The organism is uncultured Pseudomonas sp. (assembly GCF_913777995.1).
Taxonomy (GTDB): domain Bacteria; phylum Pseudomonadota; class Gammaproteobacteria; order Pseudomonadales; family Pseudomonadaceae; genus Aquipseudomonas.
This window is the reverse complement of the sequence record NZ_CAJYVE010000033.1, coordinates 1-22,136: the sequence shown is the minus strand read 5'-3', so window position 1 is coordinate 22,136 and position 22,136 is coordinate 1. Positions and strand designations below refer to the sequence as shown.

Sequence of the window (22,136 nt, the reverse complement as noted above, 5' to 3'; positions counted from 1 at the left end):
ATTTCGCGGCTGAAGCCGCTCCCACCCTGTCACATACAGCCCAATTGGCGAGTATTGGGACAGGGCCGGCACTCAGGCCGGCGTTGCAGCGTTGTGGCGCAGTTCGGCCAGCAATTGTGCCAGTTCCGCCAGCTCCGGACGGCGGGCCAGCACGGTGTCTATATAAGAGAAGAAACGTGGCACGTCGCCAAGGTAACGCGGCTTGCCGTCCCGGTGGCAGATCCGCGCGAAGATACCGATGACTTTCAGGTGGCGCTGCACGCCCATCAGGTCACTGGCACGGCGGAACTCGTCGAACTCGGCCTGCACGGGAATGCCGGCCTCGCCCGCGCGCTCCCAGTACTGGCGCAGCCAACCGCCGACACGCTCTTCGGGCCAGCTCAGGAAGGCATCCTTGAACAGGCAGGTCACGTCATAAGTCACCGGGCCGTACACCGCATCCTGGAAGTCCAGCACGCCAGGGTTGGGCTCGCTGTGCATCAGGTTGCGTGGCATGTAGTCGCGGTGCACCAGCACCTTGGGCTGCGCCAGCGCGCTGTCGATCAACAGGCTGCTGACCCGCTGCCAGGCCGCCTGCTGCTCGGCGCTCAGGGTCAGGCCCAGATGCCGTTGCACGTACCACTCGGGGAACAGCTCCAGCTCGCGGCGCAGCAGGGCCACGTCGTAGCTGGGCAACGGTGCATCCATGGGCAGGCGCTGGAAGGCCAGCAGCGCGTCCAGGGCATCGCTGAACAGGGCGTCGGCATTCTCGGCGTCGATCACCTCCAGGTAGGTCTGGCGCCCCAGGTCGCTGAGCAGCAGGAAGCCCTGTTGCAGATCATGGGCGTGAATGACTGGCACATTGACACCGGCGCTGGCCAGCAGGTGATCGATGTCCACGAAAGGCCGGCAGTTCTCCTGCGGCGGCGGCGCATCCATCACGATCAACGTGCGGCCACCACCGTCCCAACGGAAATAGCGGCGGAAACTGGCGTCGCTGCTGGCGGCGGTCAGGCTGGCCGCGGGGACTTCACCCCAGCCGTTACGCAGGAACAGTGCAGGCAACTCCCCGGCGAGCCAGTCTTCGAGCTTTTGCAGGCGTATATCTTGATCGGGCATTACAAGGGTCTCCGACGGCGCTAGCCGTCAAGCGGGTCATGCTTTATCATCCGGGATCTTTTTCAGCCCATCGAGAAGGCGTGCGGCCCCCCGCGGGCAGATGGCGCGCAGGAAGCCCGGACTAATAAGATGGCATTGAAATCCCCCGCGTTTCGTAAAAAATTTCCGTTGCTGGTAACCGGCAGTCTGCTGGCCATGCAACCTCTGGCTACCTCGTATGTGGTTGCCGCCGAACAGTATGACTGTTCGGTGTCGGCTTCGGGAGCCTGGAACTGCGCTCCGAAAGCCAGCGCCAGTGCCGCGCCATTGCCGCCTCGCCCTGCACACAGCACCACGGCGGTCAGCTCCAGCGGCGCTGAAGCATCGAGCGCAGCGTCGGCCAGCGAGCCGAAGCCCGTGCTGGTCACCGAAGCCAAGGGCAAGGCCCTGAAGTCGCGCAGCGCCGACTACAGCCATCTCGACTGGGTCCCGCGTGAAAAGCTCACTCCGGCGCAGCTCGCCGAAACCGCCCCGTATTGCGCCGGCGCCTACATCGAGCCCATCCGCCCAGGCATGGACGACACCACGCCCAAGAGCGAAGCCCCGACCTTCATCGGCGCCAAGGCCTCGCGCTACGAGCAGGAACAGCAGGTCGCGACCCTCGCCGGTGACGTCGTCATGCGCCAGGGCAGCATGCAGGTCGAGGCGCAGGAAGCCTCGCTGCACCAGGCCGAGAACCGCGGTGAGCTGAACGGCGACGTGCGTCTGCGCGACAAGGGCGCGCTGATCGTCGGCGACCATGCCGAGCTGCAGCTGGATACCGGCGAAGCACAGATCGACAACGCCGAATACGTGCTGCACAAGTCGAACGTGCGCGGCAACGCGCTGTACGCCAAGCGCTCCGAGAACGCGATCATCCGCCTCAAGGACGGTACCTACACCTCCTGCGAACCGGGCAGCAACGCCTGGACACTCAAGGGCAACAACGTCACGTTGAACCCGGCCACCGGTTTCGGTACCGCGACCAACGTCACCCTGCGGGTCAAGGACATTCCGGTCCTCTACACCCCGTACATCTACTTCCCGATCGACGATCGTCGCCAGTCCGGCTTCCTGCCACCGACCATCGCCAGTACCAGCAAGACCGGCCTCATGCTGGTCACGCCGTACTACTTCAACCTGGCGCCGAACTACGACGCCACGCTCTACCCGCGCTACATGACCAAGCGCGGCCTGTTGATGGAAGGCGAATTCCGTTACCTGACCAAGAGCAGCGAAGGCCAGGTCGGCGGTGCGTACCTCAACGACGAGGACGACGATCGCAAACTGCAGACGGACTACGACAAGACCCGCTGGATGGTCAACTGGCAGCACAAGGGTGGCCTGGATTCGCGCCTGTCGACCAAGGTCGACTACACCGACATCAGCGACCCGTACTACTTCCAGGACCTGCAGACCGACCAGATCGGTGTCAGCCGCACCGACTTCGTCAACCAGCAGGGCGTGCTGACCTACCGTGGCGACAGCTACACCGCGCAGCTCAACGCCCAGGCGTACAAGCTGGCCACCGTTGCCAACATCACCCCGTACAACCGTCTGCCGCAGCTGACCCTCAACGGCACCCTGCCCTACAACCCGGGCGGGCTGCAGTTCGACTACCAGACAGAACTGGTGCGCTTCGAGCGTGACCTGCGCAGCGGTGCTTTCATCGACGAAAACGGCAACGCCAGCCCGCGCCTGGACAACAACGTCACCGGCCTGGCCCGCGCCAACGGCGACCGCCTGAACCTGGCGCCATCGGTCAGCCTGCCGATGAACTGGACCTGGGGTTTCCTGACACCCAAGCTCAAGTACGTCTACACCCAGTACGACCTGGACCTCGACGGTCGCGGCCAGGCCACCCTGCTGCCCGACGAGCAGTACAAGAGCACCGAGAGCCGCAGCGTGCCGGTGTTCAGCGTCGACAGCGGCCTGTACTTCGACCGCGACACCCAGCTGTTCGGCAAGAACTATCGCCAGACCCTGGAACCGCGCCTGTTCTATCTCTACGTACCCGAGAAAGACCAGACCGACATCCCGGTCTTCGACACCGCCGAAACCACGTTCAACTACTCGTCGCTGTTCCGTGACAACCGCTTCGTCGGCTCCGACCGCATCGGTGACGAGAACAAACTGTCGCTGGGCGTGACCAACCGCTGGATCGAAGACAACGGCTTCGAACGTCAGCGCTTCAGCATCGGCCAGGCCGTGTACTTCGCCGACCGCAAGGTGCAGCTGCCCGGCGTCGTCTTCGCCGACCGCAAGGACGCCCAGGCCGACGTGTCGCCTTACGCCCTGGAATACGAATACCGCTTCAACCGCGACTGGCGCTTCTCGTCCGACTTCAACTGGGACCCGGACAGCCACAGCACCCGTTCCGGCAGCGCGATGTTCCATTACCAGCCTGAAGAGAACCCCGGCAAGATCGTCAACGTCGGCTACCGCTACCGCAACGACCTGGTCCGCTACGACCAGACCACCGGCAAGTGGAGCGTGGGCGGCGGCGACTACGGTACTCCGGGCCAGCCTGGCTACGTGAAGGACTACTACAAGATCGAGCAGCACGACTTCTCGGTCATCTGGCCGATCGTCGAGCAGTGGAGCCTGATCAGCCGCTGGCAGTACGACTACAACCGTGCCCGCACCATCGAGGCATTCGGTGGTTTCGAATACGACAACTGCTGCTGGAAGCTGCGTCTGATCAACCGCTACTGGGTCGACTACGACGAATTCAGCCAGGAAGCGCCTCAGAACGAAAAAGGCGACCGCGGCATATTCCTCCAAATTGTGCTGAAAGGTCTCGGCGGCGTCACCGGCGCCAAGGTAGAGAGCTTCCTCGACAAAGGCATCCAAGGTTATCGTGAACGTGAAGACAAAGCTTTCTGACTGCCTGCGCCCGCTGATGCTGGGCGCCCTCCTGCTGAGCGGCGCGGCCCACGCTGCCGTGCAACCGCTCGACAGCGTCGTGGCCATCGTCGACAACGACGTGATCATGAAGAGCCAGCTTGACCAGCGCGTACGCGAAGTCCAGCAGACCATCGCCAAGCGTGGCGGTGGTACGCCACCCGCCGAGGCCCTGCAACAGCAGGCCCTCGACCGCCTGATCCTGGAAAATCTGCAACTGCAGATGGGCGACCGTGCCGGCATCCGCATCAGCGACGAAGAACTCAACTCCGCGGTCGAAACCATCGCCCAGCGCAATGGCATGACCCTGCAGCAGTTCCGCGCCGCCCTGGCCCACGACGGCCTGTCGTACAACGATGCCCGCGAGCAGATCCGTCGCGAGATCATCATCAGCCGTGTGCGCCAGCGCCGCGTGGCCGAGCGCATCCAGGTGTCCGAGCAGGAAGTGAAAAACTTCCTCGCCTCCGACCTGGGCAAGGCGCAGATGTCCGAAGACCTGCACCTGGCCAACATCCTGATCGCCACTCCGGACAGCGCTTCCTCCAGCGACATCCAGAAGGCTGCCAGCAAGGCCCAGGACATCTACGCGCAACTGCAGCGCGGTGCCGACTTCGGCCAGCTGGCCATTGCCAACTCGGCCACCGAGAACGCCCTGGACGGCGGCGACATGGGCTGGCGTAAAGCCGGCCAACTGCCCCCACCGTTCGGTGACATGCTCAGCTCCATGCGTCCTGGCGAAGTCACGCCGCCCGCCCGCACTCCAGGCGGCTTCATCATCCTCAAGCTGCTGGAAAAGCGCGGTGGTGAAGGCCAGGTGCAGCTGCGTGACGAAGTCCATGTACGCCACATCCTGATCAAGCCGAGCGAGATCCGCAGTGAGGCCGAGACGCAGCGTCTGGCGCAGAAACTCTACGACCGCATCCAGGCCGGCGAAGACTTCGGCGAACTGGCGAAGAGCTTCTCGGAAGACCCGGGCTCGGCGCTCAACGGCGGCGACCTGAACTGGGTCGACCCCAACTCGCTGGTTCCCGAGTTCCGCCAGGTCATGAACGAAACGCCGCAAGGCGTGCTGTCCAAGCCGTTCAAGACCCAGTACGGCTGGCACGTCCTGGAAGTCCTGGGCCGTCGCTCCACCGACGCCACCAATCAGGCTCGCGAGCAACAGGCACTGAACATCCTGCGTAACCGCAAGTACGACGAAGAGCTGCAGACCTGGCTGCGCCAGATCCGCGATGAAGCCTACGTCGAAATCAAGCTGCCTGGCGCCGCCCAGGCCCAGAAGTGAAGCCACGGCGCTTCGCGCTGACGCCCGGCGAGCCGGCCGGCATAGGCCCTGACCTTTGCCTGCTGCTCGCCGCGCAACCCCAGCCACACCCCCTGATCGCCATCACCAGCCACGCCCTGCTCACCGAGCGGGCCGTGCAGCTGGGACTGGCCGTCAACCTGATCAGCGTCAGCCCTGAAGCCCTGCCAAGCGCCCCGGCGCCGGCCGGCAGCCTGTACGTCTGGGATACGCCGCTGGGCGCGCCGGTTGTCGCCGGGCACCTGAACACCACCAACGCCGGCTTCGTCCTGGAAACCCTGACCCGCGCCGGCAACGGCTGCCTGAACGGGCTGTTCGCCGGGATGATCACCGCCCCGGTGCACAAGGGCGTGATCAACGACGCCGGCATGGCCTTTTCAGGGCATACCGAGTTTCTTGCCGACCTCACCGCCACCGAACAGGTGGTAATGATGCTGGCCACCGGCGACCTGCGCGTGGCGCTGGTCACCACCCACCTGCCGCTGCGCGAAGTGGCCGATGCCATCACCGCCGAGCGCCTGGAGCGCGTCACGCGTATCCTGCACGCCGACCTGGTCGGCAAGTTCGGCATCGCCCGACCGCGCATCCTGGTCTGCGGGCTCAACCCGCACGCTGGCGAGGGCGGGCACCTGGGCCGCGAGGAACTCGACATCATCGAGCCCACCCTGCAGCGCCTGCGCCTGGAGGGCATGGACCTCCAGGGCCCGCTGCCGGCCGACACCCTCTTCACCCCCAAGTATCTGGCGCATTGCGACGCCGTGCTGGCGATGTACCACGACCAGGGCCTGCCGGTCCTCAAGTACAAGGGCTTCGGCGCTGCGGTCAACGTGACCCTGGGCCTGCCCATCGTCCGCACTTCGGTCGACCATGGCACCGCCCTCGACCTGGCCGGCAGCGGCCAGGTCGACACCGGCAGCCTGCAGGTCGCCTTGCAAACCGCCTACCAGATGGCCGAGACCCATTCATGACCGAGCAATACCAACACCGGGCGCGCAAGCGTTTCGGGCAGAACTTCCTGCACGACGCGGGCATCATCGACCGTATCCTGCGCGCCATCCGTGCGCGCCCTGAAGACCGCATGCTGGAAATCGGCCCGGGCCAGGGCGCCCTCACCGAAGGCCTGCTGGGCAGCGGCGCACACCTGGACGTGATCGAGCTGGACAAAGACCTGGTGCCGATCCTCAACAGCCAGTTCGCCGGCAAGCCGAACTTCAACCTGCACCAGGGCGACGCGCTGAAGTTCGACTTCAACAGCCTGGGCGCAGAGCCGCACAGCCTGCGGGTGGTCGGCAACCTGCCGTACAACATCTCCACGCCGCTGATCTTCCACCTGCTGGACAACGCCGCGCTGATCCGCGACATGCACTTCATGCTGCAGAAGGAAGTGGTCGAGCGCCTGGCGGCCGGTCCCGGCGGCGGCGACTGGGGTCGCCTGTCGATCATGGTGCAGTACCACTGCCGTGTGGAACACCTGTTCAACGTCGGCCCCGGTGCGTTCAACCCGCCGCCGAAGGTCGACTCGGCCATCGTGCGCCTGGTGCCACACGAGACCCTGCCACACCCGGCCAAGGACCACCGGCTGCTCGAACGCATCGTCCGCGAGGCCTTCAACCAGCGCCGCAAGACCCTGCGCAATACCCTCAAGCTGCTGCTCAGCGGCGAAGAGATCGAGGCCGCCGGCGTGGACGGCAGCCTGCGCCCGGAGCAACTCGACCTTTCAGCATTCGTCCGCCTGGCCGATAAGCTCAGCGAGAAAAGCAGCGCGCAATAAGGTCCGGAGCATTACGGGGCATTTCACCTGCGGTGATTTTCCCCGTACATGACCTAGACTGAGCCCTTGCTTGAGTCATTCGCCCTGGGTTTTCTACGAAACCCAAGTATTCAAGGCACACCGCATGTCCGATCCTCGTTACCAGGTTGATGTCAGCGTCGTGACGCGCTACCTCGCCGAGCAATCGAATCCCGAGCAGAACCGCTTCGCCTTCGCCTACACCATCACCGTGCACAACAACGGCCTGCTGCCGGCCAAGCTGCTGTCACGGCACTGGGTCATCACCGATGGCAACGGCAATGTCGAAGAAGTGCGTGGCGAGGGCGTGGTCGGCCAGCAGCCGCTGATCAAGGCCGGGCAAAGCCACACCTACAGCAGCGGCACGGTGATGCCCACCCAAGTCGGCGCCATGCAGGGCAGCTACCAGATGCTCGCCGAAGACGGCAAACGCTTCGACGCGGTGATTGCGCCCTTCCGCCTCGCCGTACCGGGCGCCCTGCACTGATGGCGGTGTATGCAGTCGGTGACCTGCAGGGTTGCCTGGAACCGCTCAAGTGCCTGCTCGACCATGTGCGCTTCACCCCTGGCCAGGACCAGCTGTGGCTGGTCGGCGACCTGGTCAATCGCGGCCCGCAATCGCTGGAGACCCTGCGTTACCTGTATGGCATCCGTGACGCGGTGACCTGCGTGCTGGGCAACCACGACCTGCACCTGCTGGCCGTGTCACGCCAGGCCGGGCGCCTGAAGAAGGGCGACACCCTCAACGAGATCCTTGAGGCCCCCGACGGCGCGCAACTGCTCGACTGGCTGCGCCGGCAGAAGCTGCTGCACTACGATGCCGAGCGCAACGTGGCCATGGCGCATGCCGGCATCCCGCCGCAGTGGACCCTCAAGAAAGCCCTCAAGCTGGCGGCCGAGGTCGAAGCCGTGCTGCGCGACGACGCCCGCTACGACGACTACCTGGCCAACATGTACGGCAACGAGCCAGCCAAGTGGGACGGTGATCTGCAAGGCGTCGTGCGCCTGCGGGTCATCACCAACTATTTCACGCGCATGCGTTTCTGCACCGCCGATGGCAAGCTCGACCTCAAGGGCAAGGAAGGCATCGACACCGCCCCGCCCGGCTATGCCCCCTGGTTCAGCCACAAGGAGCGCAAGACCCGTGACCTGAAGATCATCTTCGGCCATTGGGCGGCCCTGGAGGGGCGCTGCGACGAGCCCGGCGTGTTCGCCCTCGACAGCGGCTGCGTATGGGGCGGTGGCATGACCCTGCTCGATGTCGATACCCTGCAGCGCCACTACTGCGATTGCGACCCTGACGGGCGGGCCGTGGCCCAGCGCCCGATCACGACCACCCCGAACTGACCCCAGCCTGGAGCCCAGACATGACCGACTTCAAACGCATTTCCGCCGAGCAGGCCCACACCCTGCGTGAACAAGGCGCCGTGCTGGTCGATATCCGCGACCCACAGACCTTCGCCGGCAGCCATATCAGCGGTGCCCGCCACCTCGACAACCACTCGCTGGCCGGCTTCATCGCCGACACCGAGCCGAGCCAGCCGGTGATCGTGGTCTGCTACCACGGCAACTCCAGCCAGAACGCCGCCGCCTACCTGGCCAGCCAGGGTTTCACCGACGTCTACAGCCTCGACGGCGGCTTCGAGGCATGGCGTGGCCACTACCCGAACGAAACCGAGCAAGGCTGAACGAAAAAAAAATTTAATCCGGCTCACCCCGCGTAGCGCGTGGGCTGGCGCCCTGAACCGACGAACGGCTCGGGGCTCCTTTCGCACATCCCTTCTTTACCTTCCAGAAACCGAACTATTCTTACCCACAGGCCATCCGTAATCCGGGGAGAGCCGGTACACCGGCGCGTGGGTCATCGGTAGTTACTTTTATGGTGTTCTGGGGGGTAACGGCATCTGGATACTCAGCTGCTGCCAGCATCGACTGACGATCCGCCGCCGGCTCAACGTATCGAGCGAGGTGACGTCATGAGTATTTTTAGCCACTTCCAACAACGCTTCGAAACCACACGGCAGGAAGAGCTCTCACTACAGGAGTACCTTGAGCTCTGCAAACGGGATCGCAGCGCCTACGCTTCGGCAGCAGAGCGACTGCTCATGGCCATCGGGGAGCCCGAACTGGTAGACACCTCTACCAACTCGCGCCTGTCGAGGATCTTCTCCAACAAGGTGATCAGACGTTACCCGGCCTTCGCCGATTTCCACGGCATGGAAGAGTGCATCGAGCAGATCGTCTCCTACTTCCGCCATGCCGCGCAGGGCCTGGAAGAGAAGAAACAGATCCTCTACCTGCTCGGCCCGGTCGGCGGCGGCAAGTCGTCCCTGGCCGAAAAGCTCAAGCAGCTGATGCAGAAGGTGCCCTTCTACGCGATCAAGGGCTCGCCGGTATTCGAGTCGCCGCTGGGGCTGTTCAACGCTGCCGAAGATGGCGACATCCTCGAAGAGGACTTCGGTATCCCGCGCCGCTACCTCAACACCATCATGTCGCCCTGGGCCACCAAGCGCCTGGCCGAATTCGGCGGTGACATCAGCCAGTTCAAGGTGGTCAAGCTCTACCCTTCCATCCTCAACCAGATCGGTATCGCCAAGACCGAGCCGGGCGACGAGAACAACCAGGACATCTCTGCGCTGGTGGGCAAGGTCGATATCCGCAAGCTGGAAGAATTCCCGCAGAACGACGCCGACGCCTACAGCTATTCGGGCGCGCTGTGCCGGGCCAACCAGGGCCTGATGGAATTCGTCGAGATGTTCAAGGCGCCGATCAAGGTCCTGCACCCCTTGCTCACCGCCACCCAGGAAGGCAACTACAACAGCACCGAAGGCCTGGGCGCGATTCCCTTCAACGGCACGCTGCTGGCCCACTCCAACGAGTCCGAGTGGCACAGCTTCCGCAACAACAAGAACAACGAGGCTTTCATCGACCGGATCTACATCGTCAAGGTGCCGTACTGCCTGCGTGTCAGCGACGAGATCAAGATCTACGAGAAGCTGCTGATCAACAGTTCGCTGGCCAGCGCCCATTGCGCGCCTGACACGCTGAAGATGCTGGCCCAGTTCACCACCCTGTCGCGCCTCAAGGAGCCGGAGAACTCCAACATCTATTCCAAGATGCGCGTCTACGACGGGGAAAACCTCAAGGACACCGATCCCAAGGCCAAGTCGATCCAGGAGTACCGCGACAGCGCAGGCGTCGACGAGGGCATGACCGGGCTTTCCACCCGCTTCGCCTTCAAGATCCTCTCCAAGGTGTTCAACTTCGACCCGCACGAGGTCGCCGCCAACCCGGTGCACCTGCTCTACGTGCTGGAGCAGCAGATCGAACAGGAGCAATACCCGGCCGAAACCCGCGAGCGCTACCTGCGCTTCATCAAGGAGTACCTGGCACCGCGCTACATCGAGTTCATCGGCAAGGAAATCCAGACCGCCTACCTGGAGTCGTACAGCGAGTACGGGCAGAACATCTTCGACCGCTACGTGCTGTACGCAGACTTCTGGATTCAGGACCAGGAATATCGCGACCCGGAAACCGGTGAAATCCTCAACCGCGTGGCCCTCAACGAAGAACTGGAGAAAATCGAGAAGCCGGCCGGCATCAGCAACCCGAAAGACTTCCGCAACGAGATCGTCAACTTCGTCCTGCGGGCACGTGCCAACAACAATGGCAAGAACCCAACCTGGCTGAGCTATGAAAAGCTGCGGGTGGTGATCGAGAAGAAAATGTTCTCCAACACCGAAGACCTGCTGCCGGTCATCAGCTTCAACGCCAAGGCCAGCAAGGAAGACCAACAGAAACACAACGACTTCGTCACTCGAATGGTCGAGCGGGGCTACACCGACAAGCAGGTGCGTCTACTCTCCGAGTGGTACCTGCGCGTACGCAAATCGCAGTAAGGCAGCGACAAGCGGCAAGCTTCAGGTCAGCAACGACGTACCTGTCGCCCCACAGGGGGCAGCAGGTGCGCCGTTGACTGCGTGAAGCCGGCGTTTGGATAGGCAACTTGCAGCTTGTAGCCTGGAGCTTGCAGCTCCCCTAAGGGGCCCCTATGAGTTACGTGATCGACCGACGCCTGAACGGCAAGAACAAGAGCACGGTGAATCGCCAGCGTTTCCTGCGGCGTTACCGCGACCACATCAAGAAGGCGGTTGAAGAAGCCGTCAGCCGCCGCTCCATCACCGACATGGAGCACGGCGAACAGATCAGCATCCCCGGCCGCGACATCGACGAGCCGGTCCTGCACCATGGCCGCGGCGGCAAGCAGACCGTCGTGCACCCCGGCAACAAGGAATTCACTGCGGGCGAGCGCATCGCCCGTCCCCAGGGCGGCGGTGGCGGCAAGGGCGCCGGCAAGGCCAGCAATTCCGGCGAAGGCATGGACGAGTTCGTCTTCCAGATCACCCAGGAAGAATTCCTCGAATTCATGTTCGAAGACCTCGAACTGCCCAACCTGGTCAAACGCCACCTCACCGGCACCGACACCTTCAAGACCGTGCGCGCCGGCATCAGCAACGAGGGCAACCCCTCGCGCATCAACATCGTCCGCACCCTGCGCTCGGCCCACGCCCGGCGCATCGCCCTGTCGGGCAGCAGCCGCGCGCGGCTCAAGCAGGTGCAGGCCGAGCTGGAGCGCCTGAAGGTCGAAGAACCGGACAACTTCGGCGATATCCAGGAACTCGAAGGCGAAGTCGAACGCCTCAAGGCGCGCATTCGCCGTGTGCCTTACCTCGACACCTTCGACCTCAAGTACAACCTGCTGGTCAAGCAGCCCAACCCCAGCTCCAAGGCGGTGATGTTCTGCCTGATGGACGTCTCCGGCTCGATGACCCAGGCAACCAAGGACATCGCCAAGCGCTTCTTCATCCTGCTGTACCTGTTCCTCAAGCGTAACTACGACAAGATCGACGTGGTGTTCATCCGCCACCACACCAGCGCCCGCGAGGTGGACGAAGAAGAGTTCTTCTACTCCCGGGAAACCGGCGGCACCATCGTTTCCAGTGCCCTGAAGCTGATGCAGGAGATCATGGCCGAGCGCTACCCGGCCAACGAGTGGAACATCTACGCCGCCCAGGCCTCCGACGGCGACAACTGGAACGACGACTCGCCCATCTGCCGGGAAATCCTCACCAAGCAGATCATGCCGTTCGTGCAGTACTACACCTACGTGGAAATCACCCCCCGCGAGCACCAGGCGCTGTGGTACGAATACGAGCGCATCAGCGAGGAATTCGCCGATACCTTCGCCCAGCAGCAACTGGTGTCCGCCGGTGATATCTACCCGGTATTCCGTGAACTCTTCCAGCGCAGGTTAGTGACATGACCGCTAGAGATCAGAAACGCCAGCCCCTCTCCACGGGGTCAGAGTGGACCTTCGAACTGATCCAGGCATACGACCGGGAAATCGCGCGTATCGCCGAACGCTATGCCCTGGACACCTACCCCAACCAGATCGAGGTGATCACCGCCGAGCAGATGATGGACGCCTACGCCTCGGTGGGCATGCCGCTGGGCTACCATCACTGGTCCTATGGCAAGCAGTTTCTCAGCACGGAAAAGTCCTACTCGCGTGGACAGATGGGACTGGCCTACGAGATCGTCATCAACTCCGACCCGTGCATTGCCTACCTGATGGAAGAAAACACCATGTGCATGCAAGCACTGGTGGTGGCGCATGCCTGCTACGGGCACAACAGCTTCTTCAAGGGCAACTACCTGTTCCGCACCTGGACCGATGCCAGTTCGATCATCGACTACCTGGTGTTCGCCAAGCAGTACATCACCCAGTGCGAAGAGCGCCACGGCATCGACGCCGTGGAAGACCTCATCGACTCCTGCCATGCGCTGATGAACTACGGCGTCGACCGCTACAAGCGGCCCTACCCCATCTCCGCCGAAGAGGAGCGCCGTCGCCAGAAGGACCGCGAGGAGCACCTACAGCGGCAGATCAACGACCTGTGGCGCACCATCCCGAAAAGCGCCGAGAAGAACAGCCAGGCCGACAACGCGCGGTTTCCAGCCGAGCCGCAGGAGAACATCCTCTACTTCATCGAGAAACACGCCCCGCTGCTGGAGCCCTGGCAGCGTGAAGTGGTGCGCATCGTGCGCAAGATCGCGCAGTACTTCTACCCGCAACGCCAGACCCAGGTGATGAACGAAGGCTGGGCGACCTTCTGGCACTACACCCTGATCAACGACCTGTACGACGAAGGGCTGGTCACCGACGGCTTCATGTTCGAGTTCCTGCAGTCGCACACCAGCGTGATCTACCAGCCTGGCTTCGACAGCCCCTACTACAGCGGCATCAACCCCTACACCCTGGGCTTCTCGATCTTCCAGGACATTCGCCGCATGTGCGAGAACCCCACCGACGAAGACCGCCGCTGGTTCCCGGACCTTGCCGGTGGCGACTGGCTGAGCACCATCAAGTTCGCCATGAGCAGCTTCAAGGACGAGAGCTTCATCCTGCAGTACCTGTCGCCCAAGGTGATGCGCGACCTCAAGCTGTTCAGCATCATGGACGACGACCAGAAGGAAGAGCTGCTGGTGCCGGCGATCCATGACGAAGCGGGCTACCACATCATTCGTGAAACCCTGGCCGCACAGTACAACCTGGGTAATCGCGAACCCAACGTGCAGATCTACAGCATCGACCGGCGCGGCGACCGCTCGCTGACCCTGCGCCACCAGCAGCACAATCGCAAACCGCTGGGCGAGTCCACGGACGAAGTGCTCAAGCACCTGCACCGCCTGTGGGGCTTCGACGTGCACCTGGAAACCCTGCAGGGTGACCAGATCGTCAAGACCCACCACGTACCGCCCCGTGGCGAAGGCGCCGACAACGAATACCCGCGCCTGGACCTGGCGGTAGTCCATCACCTCTGACTCCCCTGCAACGCCTCATCACGCAGTTTTAACCTCCTGCGGCCCGTACAAGGTTTATCCTGTCGGGCCTACGGAGGTTCTTATGCAGATTTACAAAGTCGGCGGCGCGGTTCGCGATCGCCTGTTGGGGCAACCCGTCACCGATACCGACTGGGTGGTGGTTGGGGCCACCAGTGAAGAGATGCTGGTCAAGGGCTACCGCCCGGTGGGCACTGACTTTCCGGTGTTCCTGCATCCGCTGACCGGCGAGGAATACGCCCTGGCGCGCACCGAGCGCAAGAGCGGCGTGGGCTATGGCGGCTTCGTGTTCCATGCCAGCCCAGAGGTCACCCTGGAACAGGACCTGATCCGCCGCGACCTGACCATCAACGCCATGGCCGAAGACAAGGACGGTCAGCTGACCGACCCCTATGGCGGCCAGCAAGACCTCGAAGCCCGCATCTTGCGTCACGTTTCCCCGGCATTCGCCGAAGATCCCCTGCGTGTGCTGCGTGTGGCGCGCTTCGCTGCACGCTATGCCCCGCTGGGTTTCAGCATAGCCCCCGAAACGCTGGCCCTGATGCGCCAGCTCAGTGAGTCCGGCGAACTCAAGGCGCTGACCCCGGAACGCAGCTGGAAGGAAATCTCCCGCGCCCTGATGGAAGAGCGCCCCGACGTGTTCATTCGGGTATTGCACGACTGTGGCGCCCTGCAGGAACTGATGCCAGAGGTCGAAGCCCTGTTCGGTGTGCCGCAGCCGGAGGCGCATCATCCGGAAATCGATACCGGCGAACACATTCTCCGCGTCCTGCTGCAGGCCGCCCGCCACCAGCAGCCGCTGAGCGTGCGCTGGGCCTGCCTGCTGCACGACCTCGGCAAAGGCGCCACCCCGCCGGACGAATGGCCGCGCCACATTGCCCACGAACACACCGGCCTGCCGCTGATCAAGGCGGTCAACGAGCGGGTCAAGGCGCCAAAGGAGTGCCAGGAACTGGCCCTGCTGGTCGGCCAGTACCATACCCACGGGCATCGCGCCCTGGAACTCAAGCCTTCGACCCTGCTGGACCTGCTGCAGAGCTTCGACGTCTACCGTCGGCCGCAGCGCTTCGAAGAATTCATCGCCGCCTGCGAAATGGACGCCCGTGGCCGACAGGGTTTCGAAGAGCGAGATTATCCCCAGGCCATCTACCTGCGCGGCGCCGCCGACGCGGCCCGCGCGGTGTCCGTGCAACCGCTGCTGGAAAAGGGACTCAAGGGCCAGGAACTGGGCAATGCCCTGCGCGAAGCCAGGCTGGACAGACTGAAAGTCTACAAGGCCAGCCAGCAAGCCTGATGCCTACCGGGAGGCGCGGCTTCAGCCACGAAAAGCATCCCGGCTGAAGCCAATACAGCTCGATTAAGCGCTTTGCGGTTCTGTGGGAGCGAGCTTGCTCGCGAAAAGGTGGCAAAGTCGCTGATTTCGCTGTGAACGTGACCCCGCCTTCGCGAGCAAGCTCGCTCCCACGGCCTAACTGATCAGTATTGGCTTCAGCCGCGAAAGGCCTGGCCCCGGTCAGGCACGGGTCAGCATTTGCGCCGGGGTCAGCGCCTGGCCTTGCCACTCGAAGGCCACCGGCCACAGCTGCTGGTCGATCTGCGCCTCGGCCCACAGGCTGGCGAACGACTGCCCCGCACCGGGATGAACCTGCTCCGGCGCGATCAACGACAATGGCCACAATACGAAGGCATTTTTCAGGATTTCGGCACGCGGCAGCACTAGCCCATCGAAATTGCCCACCTGCTCGCCATACAGCAACACGTCGATATCCAGCGGCAGGCCGACACGGTCGGGCGCATAACGGCCATTGTCGGCCTCGATGAATTTCAGCCGACGGTCCAGCTCCATCAACGGCAGGTCGGTCAGCGCGCTGACCACCAGGTTGAAGAACGGCCCGCTCTTGATACCCACGGCATGGCTCTCGAACACCGGCGAGCACTGCAGGTCGCCGAGAAAGCCCGCCAGCGCATCGAGGCCGGCGGTCAGGTGCCGTTCGCGCTCGATGTTGCTGCCCAGGCCCAGGAAAATCCGCGTCAGCGACATCCGCGCTCGATCTCCACACCCACGCCACGAGCGGCCGCCACGGCGCCCGGCTTGGTCAGTTTGATATGCAGCCAGGGAATGCCGAACTCGCTCATCAGCACTTCGGCCAGGCGCTCGGCAAAGGTTTCCACCAGCTGGTACTGGGTCTGCGCGGCGAAGGCCTGGATGCGCTCGGACACACTGGCGTAATCCAGCGCCTTGCTCAGGTCGTCGCCCGCCGCTGCCGGGCGGTTATCCCAGGCGAAGCTCAGGTCCAGGCGCAGGCACTGGCGAATGCCGCGCTCCCAGTCATAGGCGCCGATCACCGTCTCGACTTCCAGCCCCTCGATGAACACTCTGTCCAAGCACTACTCTCCACAGCACGACAAGGGCGCAATGCGCCGTTAGAATCAGGGCCATCCTTGCCCGGAATGGTTAGCATGTTTTGGTTACTGGCGATACTCGCCTACCTGCTTGGCTCACTGTCCTTCGCCATCCTGCTCAGCCGCCTCAGCGGCAGCCCGGACCCGCGCGCCAGTGGCTCGGGCAACGCCGGCGCCACCAACATGCTGCGCCTGGCGGGCAAGAAGCTCGCCATCCTGACCCTGGCCGGCGATCTTTGCAAAGGCCTGTTGCCCGTACTAATCGCCCAGCACTACGGCTTGGGCCACGGCCAACAGGCCTGGGTCGGCCTATGCGCAGTGCTCGGCCATCTGTTTCCGCTGTATTTCCGCTTCAAGGGCGGCAAGGGCGTGGCCACTGCCGCCGGCATGCTGCTGGGCCTCTACCCGCCCGCCGCCGCACTGGCCGTGGCCGTGTGGCTGCTGACCTTCTACCTGACCCGCACCAGCTCGCTGGCGGCGTTGATCGCCACACCCCTGACCCTGCCGCTACTGGCCTGGCAGGAACCCCGCGCCTTGTTGCCGGTGAGCCTGTTGACGCTGCTCATCGTGTGGCGCCACCGGGGCAATCTACGCGACCTGCTGGCAGGGCGCGAACGACATTTCTGACGCAGCCCGGGCTTAAAGGCTGGGCAACTGCTCCATTGGCCAACGCGCCTGCACATGAATGCCCAGGCCTTCCTTCTGCCCGGCCAGCAAACGCTGGCAACCGGCGTAGGCGATCATCGCGCCGTTGTCGGTGCAGAATTGCGGGCGGGCGTAGAACACCTGGCCCTTGAGGCCCGCCAGCATGCTTTCCAGCGAAGCCCGCAGCGCCTTGTTGGCACTCACCCCACCGGCGATCACCAGGCTGTTCAGCCCGGCCTGCTTGAGGGCGCGTTTGCACTTGATGGTCAGAGTCTCCACGACCGCCTCCTGGAAGGCCAGGGCGATGTCGCAACGGGTTTGTTCGCTGTCGTCGCCAGACGCCTGGCACTGCTGCCAGGTGTTCAGGGCGAAGGTCTTCAGGCCGCTGAAGCTGAACGCCAGGCCGGGGCGGTCGGTCATCGGCCGCGGAAAGGTGAAACGCCCCGGCACGCCACTGGCGGCCAGCTTGGCGATTTCCGGGCCACCGGGGTAGCGCAGGCCCATCATCTTGGCGGTCTTGTCGAAGGCTTCACCGGCGGCGTCGTCCAGCGACTCGCCCATCAGCTCGTACTGGCCGATGCCATCGACCCGCACCAGCTGGGTATGGCCGCCCGACACCAGCAAGGCGACGAACGGAAACTGCGGCGGCTGCGCCTCCAGCATCGGCGCCAGCAGGTGGCCTTCCATGTGGTGCACGCCCAGCGCCGGGATGTCCCAGGCGAAGGCCAGGGCCTGGGCGCAGGAGGCGCCGACCAGCAGCGCACCGACCAGGCCGGGGCCGGCGGTGTAGGCGATGGCGTCGATATCGGTGGCCACGCGGTCGGCTTCGGCCAGCACCTGGCGGATCAGCGGCAGCATGCGCTTGACGTGATCACGCGAGGCCAGCTCGGGCACCACGCCACCGTAGACCCGGTGCAGGTCGATCTGACTGAACAGCGCATCGGCCAGCAGGCCGCGCTCGCTGTCGTAGAGGGCGACGCCGGTTTCGTCGCAGGAGGTTTCTAATCCCAGTACTAGCATGGGTGCGCCTTTTCAGGGGGGCAGACGTGACGCGGCGGGGCGATTACACTGCCGCCCGGCCTTCGAAGGCGCGCATGATAGTCGTCGGCCCGGGTGCCGACCAGCGGTTTTCGATCAGAGGCTTTGCAATCCCTCGCCCGAAGGGGTAACATCCGCAACCCTTAAAAACCGACGTATTCAGTGCAACGTTTGCACGAAGCGTTGCCCCCGGTAATGAATGAAGGTAGCTCTGGATGCCAGCCGTCAAAGTAAAAGAGAACGAACCCTTCGACGTAGCTCTGCGTCGTTTCAAGCGCTCCTGCGAAAAAGCCGGTGTTCTGGCTGAAGTTCGTAGCCGCGAATTCTACGAGAAGCCAACTGCCGAGCGTAAGCGCAAAGCAGCGGCTGCCGTTAAGCGTCACGCCAAGAAAGTTCAGCGCGAACAGCGCCGCGCCGTTCGTCTGTACTAATACAGACTGACGCCGCAAGCTTTCTGCCATGCCCGGCCCTGAGCCGGGCTGTCGGCAGTTCAGCTTCACTGACAGCAGGTCCCGCTTGACGGGCTTCGCGGTCAGCGCACATCTCGCCTGATTCCAGGCCGTGCGGTTCGCTTCCCTGGCGAAGCGATTCACGCACAGAACGTAATGCCCTGCAGGCTTTCCAAGCAAAGTCGACAGGGCAGCGTTTTATATAAGGCAGCCGCGCAGATGGCTGACCCCGTCACATCATTCAAGAAAGCACCCTGTCGTTTCAGGGCTCGAGTGCATCCCCGTCAGCCATGCTTCACAATGACGCGCACCGATAATTTGCATTTCGCCTGATGAGAACACCATGGCCGGGCTGATACCCCAGAGTTTCATTGACGACCTGCTGAACCGCACCGACATCGTCGACGTGGTGAGCTCGCGCGTGCAACTCAAGAAGGCCGGCAAGAACCACGTCGCCTGCTGCCCGTTCCACAAGGAAAAGACCCCTTCGTTCAGCGTCAGCCCCGACAAGCAGTTCTATTACTGCTTCGGTTGCGGTGCCGGCGGTAACGCGCTGGGGTTCATCATGGACCACGACAACCTGGACTTCCCCCAGGCCGTGGAAGAACTGGCCAAGGCCGCCGGCATGGAAGTGCCGAGGGAACAGGGCAACCGGGGCAACAAGCCGCGCCAGCCCACCGACTCACCGCTGTACCCGCTGCTCGAAGCCGCCGCGCAGTACTACCGCCAGGCGCTCAAGAGCCACCCGGCGCGCAAGGCAGCGGTGGAATACCTCAAGGGGCGCGGGCTGTCGGGCGAGATTGCCCGTGACTTCGGCCTGGGCTTCGCGCCGCCGGGCTGGGACAACCTGTACAAGCACCTGAGCAGCGACAGCCTGCAACAGAAGGTGATGATCGACGCCGGGCTGCTGATCGAGAACACCGAGACCGGCAAGCGCTACGACCGCTTCCGCGACCGAGTGATGTTCCCGATTCGCGACACCCGTGGCCGGGTCATCGCCTTCGGTGGCCGGGTTCTGGGCGACGACAAGCCCAAGTACCTGAACTCGCCGGAAACCCCGGTGTTCCACAAGGGCCAGGAGCTGTACGGCCTGTTCGAGGCGCGCAAGCACAACCGCAACCTCGACGAGATCATCGTCGTCGAAGGCTACATGGACGTCATCGCCCTGGCCCAGCAAGGCCTGCGCAATGCGGTGGCGACCCTGGGCACGGCGACCAGCGAAGAGCACCTCAAGCGGCTGTTCCGCGTGGTGCCCAGCGTGCTGTTCTGCTTCGACGGCGACCAGGCCGGCCGCAACGCCGCCTGGCGCGCCCTGGAGGCGACCCTGTCGAGCCTGCAAGACGGCCGCCGGGCGCGCTTTCTGTTCCTGCCCGAGGGCGAGGACCCGGATACGCTGGTACGCGCCGAAGGCACCGACGCCTTCAAGGCACGCATCAACCAGCATGCCCAGCCGCTCGCCGACTACTTCTTCGAGCAGCTGACCCAAGAGGCCGACCCGCGCTCGCTGGAAGGCAAGGCGCACCTGGTGACCCTGGCGGCACCGCTGATCGAAAAGGTCCCCGGCGCCAACCTGCGCACCCTGATGCGCCAGCGGCTGAGCGAGATCACCGGGCTGAGCGGCGACGCCATGAGCCAGATGGCACAAAGCGCCCCCGCGCCGAGCCAGCCCAGCCACGACCCGTTCGCCGACTATGGCGGCATGCCGGACTACGGCGACTATCAGCCCGCCGGCGGCTACGAAGGCCTGCACGACGAAGCGCCGCAATGGACCCCGCAAAAGCAGGGTGGCGCCGGTCGTCAGGGCCAGAAGAAGTGGGACAACAACAAGCAGTGGGGCAACAAGGGCGGGCGCAAGGACTTCGAACCGCGCCAGCCGCGTACACCGGTCACGGTGGAGCAGCCCATGCAAACGGCGCTGCGCACCCTGCTGCACCACCCGGAACTGGCCGAAAAAGTCGACAATGCCAGCCAGTTCGCGGATGAAGACAATTTTCAGGCACAGCTGCTGGTCGCCTTGATCGAAGCCCGGCAAAAGAATCCGGGTTTGCGGTCGTTACAGTTGATAGCGCGCTGGCATGGCACCGAACAGGGCCGCCTGCTGCGCGCGCTGGCCGAGAAGGAATGGTTGATCGAAGCCGGCAACCTTGAACAACAGTTTTTCGACACTATAACTAGGTTATCCGCCCGCCAGCGCGAGCGACTCCTGGATCGATTGATCAGCAAAGAGAAACAAAGCGGGCTGACTGCGGAAGAGAAATCGCAACTGCTCGGCTTGCTCTGTCGTAAAGAGCAGACACAAAACCCGACCTCAACTGGCGTGTGAGGTCATAGCTCGGGTATAATCCCCGGCTTGTTTTTTGCCCGCCAAGACCTTCAGTGGATAGGGTGTTATGTCCGGAAAAGCGCAACAGCAGTCTCGTATCAAAGAGTTGATCACCCTGGGCCGTGAGCAGAAGTATCTGACTTACGCAGAGGTCAACGACCACCTGCCGGAGGATATTTCAGATCCGGAGCAGGTGGAAGACATCATCCGCATGATCAACGACATGGGGATCCCGGTCCACGAGAGTGCTCCGGATGCAGACGCCCTGATGCTGGCCGATGCCGACACCGACGAAGCCGCCGCTGAAGAAGCGGCCGCAGCGTTGGCCGCGGTAGAGAGCGACATCGGCCGCACCACCGACCCGGTGCGCATGTACATGCGCGAAATGGGTACGGTCGAGCTTCTGACCCGCGAAGGCGAGATCGAAATCGCCAAGCGTATCGAGGAAGGCATTCGTGAAGTGATGGGCGCCATCGCGCACTTCCCTGGCACGGTCGAGTACATCCTCTCCGAATACGATCGCGTCACCAGCGAAGGCGGTCGTCTGTCCGACGTTCTCAGCGGCTACATCGACCCGGACGACGGCATCGCGCCACCGGCCGAAGTCCCGCCGCCCATGGACGAAAAGGCCACCAAGGCCGATGACAAGGACGACGACGAAGACGAAGAGTCCGAAGGCAGCGACGAAGAGGAAGAGACCGAAAGCGGTCCCGACCCAGTGGTCGCCCAGCAGCGCTTCGGCGCCGTCGCCGATCAGCTGGCCATCACCCTCAAGGCCCTGAAGAAAGGCCGTGAAGACAAGCAGGCCGTGGCAGAAATGCTCGCCCTGGCTGACCTCTTCATGCCGATCAAGCTGGTGCCCAAGCAGTTCGAAGTGCTGGTCGAGCGCGTGCGTGGTGCCCTGGAGCGCCTGCGTGCCCAGGAACGCGCCATCATGCAGCTGTGCGTGCGTGATGCGCGCATGCCGCGTGCCGAGTTCCTGCGTTCGTTCCCGGGCAACGAAGTCGACCTGTCGTGGAGCGACTCGATTGCCAGCAGCAAGAGCAAGCACGGCGAGGCCATCGTACGCTTCCAGCCTGATATCAAGCGTTGCCAGCAGAAGCTGCGCGACCTGGAAGAAGAAACCGGCCTGACCGTTGCCGAGATCAAGGACATCAACCGTCGCATGTCCATCGGTGAGGCCAAGGCCCGCCGCGCCAAGAAGGAAATGGTCGAGGCGAACCTGCGTCTGGTGATCTCCATCGCCAAGAAGTACACCAACCG

19 protein-coding genes are annotated in these 22,136 nt (G+C 63.5%); 15 read left to right on the top strand and 4 right to left on the bottom strand.

The window, feature by feature from the left end:
- Positions 1-72 precede the first annotated feature (72 nt).
- Positions 73-1,098, bottom strand: coding sequence for a phosphotransferase (locus tag QZ497_RS14260; protein WP_295476189.1), 1,026 nt, complete (start codon positions 1,096-1,098; stop codon positions 73-75).
- Between the two features lie 129 nt (positions 1,099-1,227).
- Here QZ497_RS14260 and QZ497_RS14255 point away from each other — a divergent pair, with 129 nt between their 5' ends.
- From QZ497_RS14255 to QZ497_RS14205, 11 genes are all read left to right on the top strand, one after another.
- On the top strand, positions 1,228-4,002 hold the full coding sequence (locus QZ497_RS14255; RefSeq protein ID WP_295476187.1) for an LPS-assembly protein LptD: 2,775 nt from the start codon (positions 1,228-1,230) through the stop codon (positions 4,000-4,002).
- On the top strand, positions 3,983-5,305 hold the full coding sequence (locus QZ497_RS14250; protein WP_295476185.1) for a peptidylprolyl isomerase: 1,323 nt from the start codon (positions 3,983-3,985) through the stop codon (positions 5,303-5,305). Before QZ497_RS14255 ends, QZ497_RS14250 begins: the two co-directional genes overlap by 20 nt.
- Positions 5,302-6,291 carry a 4-hydroxythreonine-4-phosphate dehydrogenase PdxA gene (pdxA, locus tag QZ497_RS14245; protein ID WP_295476183.1) on the top strand — a complete coding sequence of 330 codons (990 nt, stop codon included), beginning with the start codon at positions 5,302-5,304 and terminating at the stop codon, positions 6,289-6,291. The genes QZ497_RS14250 and pdxA overlap by 4 nt, the downstream gene beginning before the upstream one ends.
- On the top strand, positions 6,288-7,094 hold the full coding sequence (gene rsmA, locus QZ497_RS14240; protein WP_295476181.1) for a 16S rRNA (adenine(1518)-N(6)/adenine(1519)-N(6))-dimethyltransferase RsmA: 807 nt from the start codon (positions 6,288-6,290) through the stop codon (positions 7,092-7,094). The genes pdxA and rsmA overlap by 4 nt, the downstream gene beginning before the upstream one ends.
- Before the next feature lie 124 nt (positions 7,095-7,218).
- Positions 7,219-7,599 (top strand): Co2+/Mg2+ efflux protein ApaG, encoded by a 381-nt coding sequence (gene apaG, locus QZ497_RS14235; protein WP_295476179.1) that lies wholly within the window; start codon positions 7,219-7,221, stop codon positions 7,597-7,599.
- Positions 7,599-8,459, top strand: coding sequence for a symmetrical bis(5'-nucleosyl)-tetraphosphatase (locus tag QZ497_RS14230; RefSeq protein ID WP_295476177.1), 861 nt, complete (start codon positions 7,599-7,601; stop codon positions 8,457-8,459). The genes apaG and QZ497_RS14230 overlap by 1 nt, the downstream gene beginning before the upstream one ends.
- Positions 8,460-8,479: 20 nt before the next feature.
- Positions 8,480-8,800, top strand: a complete 321-nt coding sequence (gene glpE / locus QZ497_RS14225) for a thiosulfate sulfurtransferase GlpE (RefSeq protein ID WP_295476175.1) — start codon at positions 8,480-8,482, stop codon at positions 8,798-8,800.
- A 288-nt stretch (positions 8,801-9,088) separates the two neighbouring features.
- Complete coding sequence (locus QZ497_RS14220; RefSeq protein WP_295476173.1) at positions 9,089-11,011, top strand: PrkA family serine protein kinase; 1,923 nt, start codon at positions 9,089-9,091, stop codon at positions 11,009-11,011.
- Positions 11,012-11,163: 152 nt separating this feature from the next.
- Positions 11,164-12,435 (top strand): YeaH/YhbH family protein, encoded by a 1,272-nt coding sequence (locus QZ497_RS14215; protein WP_295476171.1) that lies wholly within the window; start codon positions 11,164-11,166, stop codon positions 12,433-12,435.
- Positions 12,432-13,997, top strand: a complete 1,566-nt coding sequence (locus QZ497_RS14210; RefSeq protein WP_295476169.1) for a SpoVR family protein — start codon at positions 12,432-12,434, stop codon at positions 13,995-13,997. Before QZ497_RS14215 ends, QZ497_RS14210 begins: the two co-directional genes overlap by 4 nt.
- 82 nt (positions 13,998-14,079) lie before the next feature.
- Positions 14,080-15,309 carry a multifunctional CCA addition/repair protein gene (locus QZ497_RS14205; protein WP_295476167.1) on the top strand — a complete coding sequence of 410 codons (1,230 nt, stop codon included), beginning with the start codon at positions 14,080-14,082 and terminating at the stop codon, positions 15,307-15,309.
- Between the two features lie 219 nt (positions 15,310-15,528).
- Here QZ497_RS14205 and folK read toward each other — a convergent pair whose 3' ends face one another.
- Positions 15,529-16,056, bottom strand: a complete 528-nt coding sequence (gene folK, locus QZ497_RS14200; RefSeq protein WP_295476165.1) for a 2-amino-4-hydroxy-6-hydroxymethyldihydropteridine diphosphokinase — start codon at positions 16,054-16,056, stop codon at positions 15,529-15,531.
- The gene (gene folB, locus QZ497_RS14195; RefSeq protein WP_295476163.1) at positions 16,047-16,400 is read right to left on the bottom strand and encodes a dihydroneopterin aldolase; all 354 of its coding nucleotides are present in this window, start codon (positions 16,398-16,400) and stop codon (positions 16,047-16,049) included. The genes folK and folB overlap by 10 nt, the downstream gene beginning before the upstream one ends.
- A gap of 75 nt (positions 16,401-16,475) precedes the next feature.
- Here folB and plsY point away from each other — a divergent pair, with 75 nt between their 5' ends.
- On the top strand, positions 16,476-17,045 hold the full coding sequence (plsY, locus tag QZ497_RS14190) for a glycerol-3-phosphate 1-O-acyltransferase PlsY (protein ID WP_295476161.1): 570 nt from the start codon (positions 16,476-16,478) through the stop codon (positions 17,043-17,045).
- A gap of 12 nt (positions 17,046-17,057) precedes the next feature.
- On the opposite strand, the gene tsaD is transcribed toward plsY, so the two are convergent.
- Positions 17,058-18,083 carry a tRNA (adenosine(37)-N6)-threonylcarbamoyltransferase complex transferase subunit TsaD gene (tsaD, locus tag QZ497_RS14185; RefSeq protein ID WP_295476159.1) on the bottom strand — a complete coding sequence of 342 codons (1,026 nt, stop codon included), beginning with the start codon at positions 18,081-18,083 and terminating at the stop codon, positions 17,058-17,060.
- 233 nt (positions 18,084-18,316) lie between these two features.
- Here tsaD and rpsU point away from each other — a divergent pair, with 233 nt between their 5' ends.
- The 3 genes from rpsU to QZ497_RS14170 all read left to right on the top strand — a co-directional run.
- Entirely contained in the window at positions 18,317-18,532 is a 216-nt protein-coding gene (gene rpsU / locus QZ497_RS14180; RefSeq protein ID WP_003255575.1) for a 30S ribosomal protein S21, read from the top strand.
- A gap of 361 nt (positions 18,533-18,893) precedes the next feature.
- Positions 18,894-20,873 (top strand): DNA primase, encoded by a 1,980-nt coding sequence (gene dnaG / locus QZ497_RS14175; RefSeq protein WP_295476158.1) that lies wholly within the window; start codon positions 18,894-18,896, stop codon positions 20,871-20,873.
- A 67-nt stretch (positions 20,874-20,940) separates the two neighbouring features.
- Positions 20,941-22,136: RNA polymerase sigma factor region1.1 domain-containing protein (locus QZ497_RS14170; protein ID WP_295476156.1), on the top strand; the 1,196-nt coding region annotated here is incomplete at its 3' end.